We start from the raw sequence: 13,196 nt of genomic DNA on the forward strand, positions 1-13,196 counted from the left end.
ACTAGCGTAAGTCGGGAGGAGCGTGCGCGAGATGGGGGAATCGGACGAAAGGCTTTGGGCGGAAGGTTTGAAGCTTCTTCGCACGCTCGCGGACGCCGGACATGAAGCTTATATGGTAGGGGGCTCCGTTCGGGATAGACTGATCGGAAGACCCCTGCACGATATCGATATCGCGACGTCGGCGCTCCCCGAAGCCGTACAGGCGCTATTCCCGCGCACGTTGCCTACGGGCTTGCAGCATGGAACCGTGACGGTCATTGTAGACGGAGATCCGTTCGAGGTGACGACTTACCGGACGGAATCCGGCTATTCGGATTCGCGAAGGCCGGACGAGGTGGCGTTCGTAACTGACGTTCGGGAAGATTTGTCCAGACGAGATTTCACGTTCAACGCTATGGCGGTTGGGCTTGACGGAGCGTTGCTCGATCCGTTCGGCGGCCGGGAGGATTTGAGCGCGGGCATCGTGCGCACCGTCGGAAGAGCGGCGGACCGTTTCGGAGAGGATGCATTGCGTATGCTGCGGGCGATTCGATTCGGCGCGGAATTCGGTTTCGAATTGGCTTCCGATACGTGGGAAGGGATCGCTACGCATAAGCAGCGACTCTCGCATGTCGCGATGGAGCGGGTCGGCGCGGAATGGGACAAGATGATTGCCGGTCAGGGACCGGATCAAGCTTGCGCTTGGCTGCAGCATAGCGGCTTGCTCGTTCACTTGAAGGAGCGATTGCCTTCGTTGACTGCGGCGCGAATCGATGGATGGGGATTAGCGAACGCCCGAGCGATAAGACTTGCCGCGATCGATGGCATCGATGTGCGCTGGGCGGCTTACTGGATCGGCGTAGGCGCTTCGGAAGCGGATGCGCTCTCGGCATGCAAGACGCTGCGCATGAGCGGTAAGAGATCGGCGCGCATCGCTGCCGCCGTCGGTTTCGAGCGTAGGCTTGCCGATGGCCGCACGGGAGGGCCAGCCTTGCTAGAAGGCTGCGATCAACGGAACTGGATCGAAGCCGTACTAGACTATGGCGTGCCAGCCGCCGAGGATTGGCTTGCGATCGAAGTCTCGGTCCGCGGCTTCGAGGGGCTCGCCGAACGCGATTGGCTTGCCGCGATGCCGATTACGCGCGTCGGACAGCTAGCCGTACGCGGGGACGAGCTATCCAAGTTGCTGGGGCGATCGCCCGGACCTTGGGTGGCGAGGCTGCTCCGCGCGTTGCTCTCGGAAGTTGCTCACGGTAAGCTGCCGAACGAGAAAGCGGATCTTACCTTAGCCGCGCGCAATTGGATTACAAGGATGCTACCTCCGGAAATGGGGAAATGAAGTGAGTAACGTAACTTTGCTCGGTTTGCTGGAAGCGGAACCCGGCGCATTCGTGTCGGGGGAGGAAATCAGCAAAAAGCTTAACGTAAGCCGCACGGCGATCTGGAAGCAAGTCCGTAAGCTGGAAGCGGAAGGATACGTGATCGAAGCGACACCTCGCCTCGGTTACCGTTTGAAGGACAAGCCTTCACGGCTTACGATACAGGAATTGCTTCCAAAGCTGAACACGAATAGCTTCGGGCGTAATATTCGCGTGCACGCCGTCGTCGGGTCTACGCAAGACGAGCTGAGAGCGCTCGCGGAGCAAGGTGCGCCGGAAGGCACGCTCGTTATCGCCGAGCAGCAGACGAGCGGCCGTGGCAGAATGGGGCGCGCATGGGTGTCTCCGGCAGGCAAAGGCGTGTGGATGAGCTTGCTCCTTCGCCCGATCGTTCCGTTGCCTTTAACGCCGCAGCTAACTTTGCTTGCCGCCGTAGCGCTTAGCCGCGCGATCACGCGTGTCGTGCCGCTCGAAATCGGCATCAAATGGCCGAACGACTTGCTCGTGAACGGCCGAAAAATCAGCGGCATTTTGCTGGAATCCGCCGCGGAGGACGAACGGCTGCGTTACGTAATCGTCGGACTGGGCATTTCCGTCAATTTAGACGCCGAAGATTATCCCGAGGAGCTGCTGCAAAAAGCGGTATCGCTCAAAATGGCCGCGGGACATGCGATTTCGCGCAGCGATCTGATCGCCGCCGTGCTGGAGCAGTTCGAGCAGCTATACGCGCTCTATCAAGAACAAGGATTCGCTCCGATCCGGGCGCTATGGGAAGCGCATTCCGTCACGTTGAACCGTCCGGTGACGCTGTATACGCCCCAAGGCGTCATCGAGGGCGTACCGCGCGGACTAGACGATATGGGCGGCTTGCAAGTCGAGTTGTCGGACGGAAATATCCGTACCGTATACTCCGCCGAAGTGGGCGCCGGGGGCTAACGAAGCCTCGGCTGCCTTGGCCTTAACCTCATAGACTTAGTCGACGAAATGTGCTACAATTGACATGCAAGGCGGTATCCGACGGAACCGCACTCGCGGATGGGCACGCTAACGACTAAGCAATTGAATACCGCAAAGTTTTCGCGGCGGATTCTGCTCTGAGCCGAAAGGACCGAGACAGAAGGACGTGAAGGACGTTCTATGTTGAATGGAAACCTTTTTTGCTCATGGGCAGAAAGAGGTTTTTTTGTTTGTTTCTATATTTTACAAACTTAGGAGGGTACTCCCATGAAGCAAGCTTTGACCCTACCTCGCTTGAAAGCGATGAAAAACAACAACAAACCGATCGCCATGGTGACCGCTTACGATTACCCGTCGGCCATGCTGGCGGAAGAAGCCGGAGTCGATATGATCTTGGTCGGCGATTCGCTCGGCAACGTGGTGCTCGGATACGATACGACGGTTCCCGTTAAGCTGGAAGATATGATTTACCATACGCGCGCGGTCGTTCGCGGAGCGCCGGGGACGATGATCGTCGCAGACATGCCGTTCGCGACGTATCGGCTTGGACCCGCGGACACTTTGCGCAACGCGGCGAGACTGATGCAAGACGGCGGAGCCCACGCGGTGAAGCTCGAAGGCGGCGCGGAATTGGCGGATGAAATCCGGCTGCTTACGCAAGCCGGCATCCCCGTCCTTGGACATATCGGCTTGACGCCGCAATCCGTTCATCAGATCGGCGGCTACAAGGTTCAGGGCAAGAGCAGCGCGGAGGCGGAGAAGATGCTGCAGGACGCGAAGACGCTCGAGCAAGCCGGCGCTTTCGGCATCGTGCTGGAGCTCGTAACGGAGGAGTTGGCCGCCGCGGTGTCCCGCTCGCTGAGCGTTCCGACGATCGGCATTGGGGCAGGTCGTGGCTGCGACGGTCAAGTGCTCGTGTTCCATGATTTGCTCAGGTACGGATCGGGCATTCGCGACAAACGGTTCGTCAAGAGCTACGCGAACATCGGGGATACGATCCGCGACGCCATTGCCGAATACGTGAACGACGTGAAATCGAAAGCTTTTCCGGAGGAGAAACACGGTTTCCCTCTTCAAGATAGCAATAACGCAAGTCAAGCCATGCCCGCCAAAATGTACGGGGGAGAGGGTAAGCCATGACGCGGACTCCGAAAATCATCAGAACGATTTCCGAATTGCGCAAGGAAGTATCTGCCTATAGAAGAACGGCTTCCGAGGAAGCGACGGTAGGCTTCGTGCCTACGATGGGATATTTGCACGAAGGCCATGCCAGCCTTCTTAAGCGTTCGGTATCCGAGAACGGACTGACGGTGCTCAGCATCTTCGTTAATCCGCTTCAATTCGGCCCTAACGAAGATTTGACCAGATATCCGCGAGACGAGCAACGCGATATTTCGCTTGCCGCGAACAACGGCGTCGACATCGTGTTTTTGCCGGCCGTGGAGGAGATGTATCCGCAATATCCGCTGCTGACGAACATCTCGGTATCGTCCGTGACGGATCATCTGTGCGGAGCTAGCCGTCCCGGACATTTCGACGGGGTCGCGGTCGTCGTGACGAAGCTGTTCAACATCGTGCAGCCCGATCGCGCTTACTTCGGGTTAAAGGATGCGCAGCAAATCGCGGTCATTACGCGCATGGTGAACGATCTAAGCATACCGGTGGAAATCGTCCCTTGCCCGATCGTACGGGAACAGGACGGGCTAGCGCTGAGCTCCCGTAACGTCTACCTCGACGCCGAGGAACGGGCGCAGTCGCTCGCGCTCTCGCGTTCGTTAGCGAAGGCCGAAGCCTGGATCTCGGAAGGCGCATCGGCAAACGAGCTTGCACGGCTGTTGTCGGATGAAATTCGCAAATCGCCGTCCGCGGATATCGATTACGTGGAAATCGTTTCTTATCCCGACATGCAACCGATCGAGGGAATCGATCCCTTACGCAACGCGCGGAACGCTATCTTAATCGCGCTCGCCGTAAGATACGGCCGTACTCGTCTAATCGACAATAAACTCGTGAATCCTATAGAAGCAGGTGAACTCGTATGTTCCGCCAAATGATGAAAGCTAAAATCCATCGCGCTACCGTAACGGAAGCGAATTTGAATTATGTCGGCAGCATTACGATCGACCAAGATTTGCTGGAAATGGTCGATATTTTGCCGGACGAGAAAGTACAAATCGTCAATAATAATAACGGCGCGCGTTTCGAGACGTACACGATTCCGGGGCCTCGGGGCTCCGGCGTCATTTGCCTGAACGGCGCAGCGGCGCGACTCGTGCAGCCGGGCGACCAAGTCATAATTATTAGTTACGGGTATATGACGGACGAGGAAGCGCACAAACATCATCCGCGCGTCGCGATAATGGATGAACATAATCATGTTGTTAAATTGTTGGCGGAGGAGCCGCATTCGACCGTTATGTAACGCGTATGAAACACCCCCCGAGAACGCAGAATGAGCAGTACAGTTCGAGTTAGAGGGGGAACACAGCCATGATCCGCCAATGGTTTGCGACCATGAACGAAATGCTCGACGAACTCATCATCAGGTATCCGCACGCATCCGGCGAGGAAAAAGAACATCTTCAGGAACAATGGAACATGCTCAAAACGTTAAGTGATGATATTATTGAATCATGGTTGCAATTCGAGGACCGCATGGCGTTTTATCGCGATCTTCAGAACCAGCCGTCCGCCCAGCAACCGGAACACGATCCGCAACTGTTAATGGGTCCTTTCGTTAAGGGGCAAGGCTACTTCAAGCTACACATGTTCGCGCAGGCCTCGCAGCAACTCGAGGAAGCGATAACCCAATATCCCGATTTTATCGGCGCGCGGTTGTTTCTGGCCATGTCGCGCATGCACATGAAGGAATGGTGCGAAGCGCAACGCCATTTTCAGCTTATCGCCGCCGTTACGGAAGAGAACAAGCTGCGTGCGATCGCGTACAATGCGCTAGGGTGCATTCAGGCGGTCTTCGCGCATCTAGATCAGGCGCAAAGTTATTTTCGCCAAGCGATCGATACGGATCCGTCGTTCGACGATCCGAAACGCAACCTTGAATGCTGCCAGCAAGGCATTGGTCAGCTTCAGCTTCAATTCGGAAGCGCGGAGTTGCAGGCGATCGTTCATTAGCAAGATGAGCCCGAGGCTAGATCGGAAAGGAAGTCAGGCATGAAATTCGCCGTCCTCGATTTTGAGACAACGGGCTTGTCGTCCGACAAAGACCATATTATTCAAGTTGGACTCGCGCTTGTCGATGAGACGGGCGCGATACATTCTACTTACGGGAGCTACGTTAAGCCTCCGGTACCGATACCGGCGGACATAACCCGGCTCACCGGCATCAAGGACGCTGACGTCGCGTCGGCGCCGGAGATCGAGGAAATGCTAAGCGAGCTGGTGCCGCATCTGCAGGGCGCCATCCTGGTCGGTCATAGCGTAGAATTCGATACCCATTTTTTGCAAGCCGCCCTCGATAGGAGCGGCTATTTACCGTTCGCGGGCAGGTTGCTCGATACGCTCGAGCTTAGCCGGTTGCTTTTCCCGACGCAGTCGTCGTATTCGCTTAGCTCTTTGACCCAATCGCTTGGCATCACGCACGATCGACCCCATCAAGCCGACAGCGATGCAACGGCTACGGCTGAGTTGTTCGCATTCTGCTTGAATAAATTGCGCGGCTTGCCCATGTTTACGTTGCAACGGCTGAACGGGATGTTCGATCCCGATCGTTCCGATCTCGGCTGGTTTATCGCGCATACGTTAGCTTGGCGCGAGACCCAACCTTTCGTCCACGAGACGGACCTGCATCATTTCCGCCAATTCGCCATGAAGGTGACGGATTGGGGCGAAGAGGGAACGGATCGCGATCGCGAGAAAGACGCGGCTGCGGCGATGGAAATTTTACGCGAAATGTCTTTCGACGAGTACGTGGACCAAGTTCGAGACAATTTGCGAGAGCTGCTTCCCGCCTATGAGGCGAGAGAAGGGCAATCGATCATGTTCCGAGAAGTCATGGAGGCGCTTCAGGACGATGCGCATCTGCTTGTCGAAGCGGGAACGGGTACGGGTAAATCGCTAGGTTATTTGCTTCCTTCTCTCTATTATGGGCTGAAGGAGTCGAAAAAAATCGTAGTCAGCACCCATACGATCCAGCTTCAGGAGCAACTAAGGGAAAGAGACTTGCCTTTGCTTCAGAAGGTGCTGCCGATGCCGTTCCAAGCGGCCGTCTTCAAAGGACGCAACAACTACTTATGCTTGCGTAAATTCGAAAATAGGCAGCATATGCCGGAGCATGCCCTTAACCGGGAGGACGCGATTATCCGGGGCGGCATGACGGTCTGGTTAGGAGAGACGCTAAGAGGCGAAGCCGAGGAGCTTAACATAGGCGGACGGAACAAGGACGAGTGGGACATCGTCGCGAGCGACGCCGCTTCCTGCTTGAACCGGGCGTGTCCGTGGTTCCGCAAATGCTTTTACCATCGAGCGAGGTTCGATGCCGGCAAAGCGGACCTCGTCATTACGAACCATGCGCTCCTGTTCACGGATTTAAGAGCCGAGCATCGTCTGCTGCCCGCCTACGAGCGATTGATCGTCGACGAGGCGCATCATTTGGAAGACGTAGCGAGCCAACATCTTGGTCAAAAGACGGGTCACTCCGCGCTTGCCATTCCGTTGCAACGGCTATGGAAAGACGCCAGAACGGGACTCGTACCTCAGTTGATCAGCGCCATCTCGGCTACGAGCGTCGTAGAAGCGACCGAATGGGTAGAGAAGCTGGAGCTGATCACGCCGAAGCTTCACGAAATTCGCGAAGCATGGGAGCGTTGGATGGAAGCGCTATACGGTTTGCTCGCCGCATACGCGGCAGCGGACGAGTCCGGCAACCTGACGCTCAGAATTAAGCCGGAGGAGCTTCCAAAAGAATGGGAGAGCTTGTCGGTGGACGGCAATAACGTCATCCAGCTGTTGTCCGATCTCATCCGGCCGCTAGATAAGCTTGCTTCCGAAATTCGCGAATCGACGGACGAGCTTACGATGCAAGGGATGATTACGGACTTGTCGGGCGTATTAAAGGACTTGCAAGGTATTCGTACCGACGCGCAGTCGTTCGTGGCGCTCGGCAAGCCCGAATTCGTCTATTGGCTGGAAGGGCATTCGCAGTATCGCGGCCGATCCGTATGGATTTACGGAGCGCCGGCAGACGTCAGCGGTTTGCTTAAGGAAGGCGTGTTCGACCGCAAATCGAGCGTTGTCATGACTTCCGCGACGCTCACCGTCGACAAGTCGTTCCGTTACGTGACGGAGCAGCTCGGTCTAGATAGCGCGGAGCGCGACGGCAAGCTGAAGACCGCTCTGCTGCCTTCGCCGTTTAAATACCGGGAGCAGGCGCTCGTCCTGATCCCGCGCGATTTTCCGAACATCAAAGGACGCGACGGCGACGCTAAGTTCATTAGCGCTCTCACGGAATCGCTTGCCGAAGCCGCCAAGACGGTCGGGGGACGCATGCTAGTCCTGTTCACCTCGCATCGGATGCTTAGAACGGTATATGACCCGCTCAAGGCGATGCTCGAGCCGTCCAGCATCCAGGTGCTAGGCCAAGGCGTCGACGCGGGAAGCCGCAGCAGGCTGACGCAGCAGTTCACGAACAATCCCGCGTCGGTCTTGCTTGGAACGAGCAGCTTCTGGGAAGGGATCGATTTGCCGGGCGATACGCTGACCTGCCTTGCGATCGTCAGGCTGCCCTTCCAACCGCCGAACCATCCGGTCGCCGAAGCGAAGGCGGAGAAGCTGCAGGCGGAGAACAAGAGCCCGTTCATGAAGCTGTCGCTTCCGCAAGCGGTCATCAAGTTCAAGCAAGGTTTCGGACGGCTGGTGCGTACGACGACCGATCGCGGCATCGTGCTGCTGTACGACACCCGCGTCATCGATACGAATTACGGCAAATACTTTTTGTACTCGTTGCCCGGACCGAAAATGGAGCATTTGCCGACCGCCGGCATTCCGTCGAGAATCCGCGCCTGGCTTACGCCGGATGTTAACGTAGAGGAGGGGGCTCCATCTTGAAGTCGTTCAAAATATCGGAAGCCGTCATTCGCCGCCTGCCGATCTATCTAAGGTTTCTGAACGATCTGAGCCAAAGCGGCATTCAGACCGTGTCTTCGCAGGATCTCGGAGAAAAGCTCGATCTCAATCCGGCTCAAATCCGCAAGGATCTCGCTTATTTCGGCGAGTTCGGACGCAAAGGCGTCGGCTATAACGTCGATTACTTGATCGAGAAAATCCGCCATATCCTGAAGCTGGACAAACCGATGAACGTCGCGCTCGTCGGCACGGGTAACCTCGGACGCGCGCTGTGCAATTATAATATGTATTTGAAAGATAATATGAAGATCGTCGCCGTCTTCGACGCCGACGAGAGTAAGAGCGGAACGTTAATTAACCATTTGACCGTTCAGCCGATGAGGGAACTGACTTCGGTCGTGAAGGAGCTCGACATTTCCGTCGGTATCATTACGGTGCCCGCACCGGAAGCGCAGAACGTCGCCGATCAGTTCATCACGGCCGGCGTACGGGGCATCCTTAACTTTGCTCCGGTCGTATTGAAAGCCCATTCGGGAGTTCGCATTCATCATGTGGATTTTACGGCGGAGCTGCTGAGCTTGGCATACTATATGGATCATATTCAGGAGAAAAGCGAAGGTGTGTTCGAATGAAAAGATGGCTGATCAATAACGGAACCTTTCTTACGATGGACGAGCTTCAACCGCAATTTACGGGGTGGCTGGCCGTCGACGGTACGCGCATCGTGGCTATGGGCGAAGGACCTGCTCCGCAACATGAACTAAACGCGGCTGCCGAGATTATCGACGGAACCGGCTATTTGTATATGCCGGGACTCGTTAATACGCACGGGCACGCCGCGATGTCGCTGCTGCGCGGCGTAGGCGGAGATCTTGCGCTGCAGGATTGGCTGCAAAACCATATGTGGCCGATGGAAGCGAAGTTTACCGGAGACGACGTCTATTGGGGTACCGCTTTGTCCGCCGTCGAAATGATCAAGAGCGGTACGACGACATTCGTCGATATGTATGACCATATGAACCGCGTTGCCGAAGTCGTCGAGACGTCCGGCATGCGCGCAAGCTTGACCCGCGGCGTCATCGGCTTATGTCCGGAAGACGTGCAACGCGCGAAGCTGGCGGATGCGATCGGCTTCGCCAAAGATTGGCACGGCGCGGCGGACGGACGCATCCGCGTCATGATTTCGCCTCATGCACCGTATACTTGCCCGCCCGACTTCATCACGAAGTTCGTCCAAGCCGCGCATGACTTGGATTTGCCGATGCATACGCACATGTCAGAGACGATCGCCGAAGTCGAGCAAAACGTGCGCGATTACGGTTGCCGACCGGTGGAGCACCTGGATCGCCTCGGCATGTTTTCCCGTCCGACGCTCGTCGCTCACGGCGTGCATTTGACGGACGAAGAGATCGCTTTACTGGCCGAACGCAAAGTCGCTGTGTCGCACAACCCCGTCAGCAACTTAAAGCTGGCGAGTGGCGTAGCGCGAGTGCCGGATTTGCTGAAAGCCGGCGTAACGGTGTCGCTCGGCACCGACGGCGCCGCGAGCAACAACAATCTCAATTTGTTCCAAGAAATCACGACCGCCGCGCTCATTCATAAAGGCGTATCCGGAGACCCGACGGTTATTCCGGCTTCCGAAGCTTTGCGCATGGGGACGCTATACGGAGCGAGATCGATCGGTCTAGAAGGCGTAACCGGACAGCTTAAGCCAGGCTTGAAAGCCGATATCATCGCGCTTTCGACGAACAAATCGCATTTCGTTCCCCATACGGATCTTATTTCGCATGTCGTATACGGATCTACCGGCAACGACGTCTCGCACGTATGGGTCGACGGTCGTCAGCTGCTGCGTAACGGGCAGCTGCTTACGCTGGACGAGGAGCGCATTATGGCGGAAGCCCAACGTTGTTACGAGAGGCTGCGCGGATGAATTTAAGCCGAAGCGAAAGCTTTCGTAGAATGCCTCGGATTTCATGGCTGCGTTGGATTATCGTAATCTTCGGTTTTATCGTCTTCCTCCTCGTATCGTTAGCGCTATATATTCGTTCGGCCGATTCCGATTATCGGCACGAGGAAAGAAGAGCGGTCGCCATCGCGAAGCAGCAAGGCGAGCTTACGGACATCGACAGCGCCGATCTTCATACGTGGCAAGAAAAAGTATGGATCGTTACCGGCGACGATGCGCAAGGCGAGACGTGGATGATCTGGGAGCGTCAGTCCGAGCTTCTGAAGCTCAAAGTGAGCGAGAACGTCTCCAAAACCCGAATGATCAATAAGTTCGCCGAATCGCATGCCGGCGAACAGCCGAACCGGATTTTGCCCGGTTGGTTCCAAGGCGCTCCCGCATGGGAAATCCGCTATTGGAGCGAAACCGGCAACCATCACGAGGCGATCGATTTCTACTCCTTCAAAGACGGAACGAAGCTTAAGACGTACGAGCTGCCGACGCAACGATCATAAACATAATGTTGAAGCTTGAAGCCGCCCGTGGGCGGCTTTTTTGCTGTGTTTGCGCAGAATGCCAAGTGACTCCGCGTTTACCAACGATCATCTAACGATTCGTCTATCACTTTCTGATATACTCATGTATGTATTCTTCGTATGGCGATAAGATAAACACCTTGCGTTCCACTCCAACATACCGCTCACATTCGCACTATGAGGAGGACAACATATTGAAACTTAAAATACTACCTTTAACGATAACGGCCGCATTGACCGCGGCGCTGCTATTCGGCGGATGGTTCGCTTACCGCCATTACGGAATCGAGAAGCCGCTCGACCGTCTCGCCGGGGCCGTACCCGGAGTAACATCCGCCGTCGTCACGACGACGAACGGCCAAGTAAACATCGACGTCCGTCTGAAGCAAGACGCCGACGTCAGCGAAGTTTACCGCAAAGTGAAATCGGACGGCGCTTCCGAAATCGGCGGCAAGAAGTTCACGTTAACCGCTGAAGGCCAGACCAACGAACGGCTCGACAAAGCCTGGAGCTACGCGCTCTTCGACGTTGCGCAAGCGATGGAAAATCGTCAATACACCGGCATTCGCGAGGCAATGAACAAGCTTTCCGAACAGTTCCCCGGCATGACGGCGGATACGTCGATGGATGAAGACAACGTATATGTAACGCTTCGAGACGGCACGGCAGCGAAGTTCGTTATCTTGCCTCGTCAACCTGCGACTTTGGAGGTGTGGCCGAATGCGTAATTTAACGAAATACGGCAAAGAGATCGCGATTGGAATCGTTCCGGTCGCGTTTGTGTTTCTGATCTACGTAGGATTCCCTCCGGCGGTGCTCGTTATGAGCGTGCTCATGGTCAGCGCCTTGTTCCTGTTCTCGCGAGCCCGCGGGGGCGGGCTTGCCGTGGGGGCAGCCGGCAAAAAAGCAGCTACGCGCAAGCCTTCGTTCCTAAACTTCGAGGACATCGGCGGTCAAGAGCAGCCGAAGCGCGAGCTTAAGGAAGCGCTCGAATTTCTCGTGGAGCGCGAACGGATCGCTAAGTTAGGCATCCGACCGCTTAAGGGCATTCTGCTCACGGGGCCTCCGGGCACCGGCAAAACGTTGCTGGCCAAAGCGGCGGCGCAGCATACGCAATCCGCGTTCGTAGCGGCGTCGGGTAGCGAATTCGTCGAAATGTACGTCGGGGTCGGCGCGGGCCGCATCCGCGATTTGTTCAAGGAAGCGCGCCAGCTGGCGGTTAAGCAAAAGCGCGAAAGCGCGATTATATTCATCGACGAGATCGACGCGATCGGCGGCAAACGCGACGGCGGCGGCCAGCATCGGGAATACGATCAAACGTTGAACCAACTATTGACCGAGATGGACGGTATTCAAGGCGACGAGAGCGTTCGCGTGCTGCTTATCGCCGCAACGAACCGCAAGGAACTGCTCGATTCCGCGTTGCTTCGTCCCGGCCGCTTCGACCGACACATCCAAGTCGATTTACCGGACAAAACGGGCCGCGAGCATATTTTGAACATTCATGCCCGCAACAAGCCGGTTGATCCGGAAGCTTCGCTCACCAAAATCGCAGAAGAAACGTTCGGTTTCTCCGGCGCGCAGCTCGAGAGCGTCATGAACGAAGGTGCGATCTACGCGATGCGCGACCAGTCTGAATTGATCCGGATGCCGCATCTGTCCCAAGCGATCGACAAAGTGATGATGGGCGAGCGGATGGACCGCGAAACAACGCGCGAAGAACGCGAACGCGTAGCGATCCACGAGCTTGGCCATGCAATCGTCGCCGAAAGCGTACGTCCGGGAAGCGTCGCGCAAGTGTCGCTTACGCCGCGAGGTCAAGCGCTCGGCTATGTCCGCCATCATCCGCAGCAAGACAGTTATCTGTACACGAAGCGCGTGCTCGAAGAGCAGATTATGATCGCGCTCGGCGGCGCAGTGGCAGAAGAGCTTCATTACGGCGGTCGCAGCACCGGTTCCCGCGGCGACTTCGAGCAAGCGACGAATATCGTAAGAACGTTGATCGAATCGGGCATGTCCGATCTGGGCATCATTCATCCCCAAGCGCTTACGCAGGACATGTGGTCCAAAGAAAACGGCGCGATTTTGGAAGCTCTGACCGAGCAGACTAGAAAGCTTCTCGGCGCGCATATGGAGACGTTCCGTCACATGCTGGCGCATCTTATTCAGGAAGAGACGCTGTCCGGCGAGCAGCTTCGCAATCGTATGAAGCAGTTAGTCGCATAATCGAATATCGTTGCCCTCGCTTGTCGGTTTCCGTCGAGCGGGGGCTTTTTTTAGGTAGCCTTTAACTTAATAATTTGAAAGTATGATAGA

The 13,196-nt window shown here is 56.3% G+C and carries 12 protein-coding genes; all 12 read left to right on the forward strand.

Features of this window, described 5'->3' with window-relative positions:
• The first annotated feature begins 31 nt into the window (after positions 1 to 31).
• The 12 genes from ACFPQ4_RS20400 (at position 32) to ACFPQ4_RS20455 (ending at position 13,106) form a co-directional block, all read left to right on the forward strand.
• Entirely contained in the window at positions 32 to 1,318 is a 1,287-nt protein-coding gene (locus ACFPQ4_RS20400; RefSeq protein ID WP_378113745.1) for a CCA tRNA nucleotidyltransferase, read from the forward strand.
• A 1-nt stretch (position 1,319) separates the two neighbouring features.
• Positions 1,320 to 2,294 (forward strand): biotin--[acetyl-CoA-carboxylase] ligase, encoded by a 975-nt coding sequence (locus ACFPQ4_RS20405; RefSeq protein ID WP_378113746.1) that lies wholly within the window; start codon positions 1,320 to 1,322, stop codon positions 2,292 to 2,294.
• Positions 2,295 to 2,582: 288 nt separating this feature from the next.
• On the forward strand, positions 2,583 to 3,455 hold the full coding sequence (gene panB, locus ACFPQ4_RS20410; RefSeq protein ID WP_378113747.1) for a 3-methyl-2-oxobutanoate hydroxymethyltransferase: 873 nt from the start codon (positions 2,583 to 2,585) through the stop codon (positions 3,453 to 3,455).
• Positions 3,452 to 4,369 carry a pantoate--beta-alanine ligase gene (panC, locus tag ACFPQ4_RS20415; RefSeq protein ID WP_378113748.1) on the forward strand — a complete coding sequence of 306 codons (918 nt, stop codon included), beginning with the start codon at positions 3,452 to 3,454 and terminating at the stop codon, positions 4,367 to 4,369. Before panB ends, panC begins: the two co-directional genes overlap by 4 nt.
• Complete coding sequence (gene panD / locus ACFPQ4_RS20420) at positions 4,354 to 4,737, forward strand: aspartate 1-decarboxylase (RefSeq protein WP_378113749.1); 384 nt, start codon at positions 4,354 to 4,356, stop codon at positions 4,735 to 4,737. Before panC ends, panD begins: the two co-directional genes overlap by 16 nt.
• A gap of 68 nt (positions 4,738 to 4,805) precedes the next feature.
• Positions 4,806 to 5,447, forward strand: coding sequence for a tetratricopeptide repeat protein (locus ACFPQ4_RS20425; RefSeq protein WP_378113750.1), 642 nt, complete (start codon positions 4,806 to 4,808; stop codon positions 5,445 to 5,447).
• Positions 5,448 to 5,486: 39 nt separating this feature from the next.
• Entirely contained in the window at positions 5,487 to 8,378 is a 2,892-nt protein-coding gene (gene dinG / locus ACFPQ4_RS20430; protein WP_378113751.1) for an ATP-dependent DNA helicase DinG, read from the forward strand.
• Positions 8,375 to 9,028 carry a redox-sensing transcriptional repressor Rex gene (locus ACFPQ4_RS20435; protein WP_378113752.1) on the forward strand — a complete coding sequence of 218 codons (654 nt, stop codon included), beginning with the start codon at positions 8,375 to 8,377 and terminating at the stop codon, positions 9,026 to 9,028. The genes dinG and ACFPQ4_RS20435 overlap by 4 nt, the downstream gene beginning before the upstream one ends.
• Positions 9,025 to 10,329, forward strand: coding sequence for an amidohydrolase (locus tag ACFPQ4_RS20440; RefSeq protein WP_378113753.1), 1,305 nt, complete (start codon positions 9,025 to 9,027; stop codon positions 10,327 to 10,329). Before ACFPQ4_RS20435 ends, ACFPQ4_RS20440 begins: the two co-directional genes overlap by 4 nt.
• Positions 10,326 to 10,859, forward strand: a complete 534-nt coding sequence (locus tag ACFPQ4_RS20445; RefSeq protein WP_378113754.1) for a cell wall elongation regulator TseB-like domain-containing protein — start codon at positions 10,326 to 10,328, stop codon at positions 10,857 to 10,859. The genes ACFPQ4_RS20440 and ACFPQ4_RS20445 overlap by 4 nt, the downstream gene beginning before the upstream one ends.
• A 215-nt stretch (positions 10,860 to 11,074) precedes the next feature.
• Complete coding sequence (locus tag ACFPQ4_RS20450; protein ID WP_378113755.1) at positions 11,075 to 11,608, forward strand: hypothetical protein; 534 nt, start codon at positions 11,075 to 11,077, stop codon at positions 11,606 to 11,608.
• A complete protein-coding gene (locus tag ACFPQ4_RS20455; RefSeq protein ID WP_378113756.1) occupies positions 11,601 to 13,106 on the forward strand; it encodes an AAA family ATPase in 1,506 nt (501 codons plus the stop codon). The genes ACFPQ4_RS20450 and ACFPQ4_RS20455 overlap by 8 nt, the downstream gene beginning before the upstream one ends.
• Positions 13,107 to 13,196 lie beyond the last annotated feature (90 nt).

Source organism: Cohnella yongneupensis, assembly GCF_042655785.1.
Classification (GTDB): domain Bacteria; phylum Bacillota; class Bacilli; order Paenibacillales; family Paenibacillaceae; genus Cohnella; species Cohnella yongneupensis.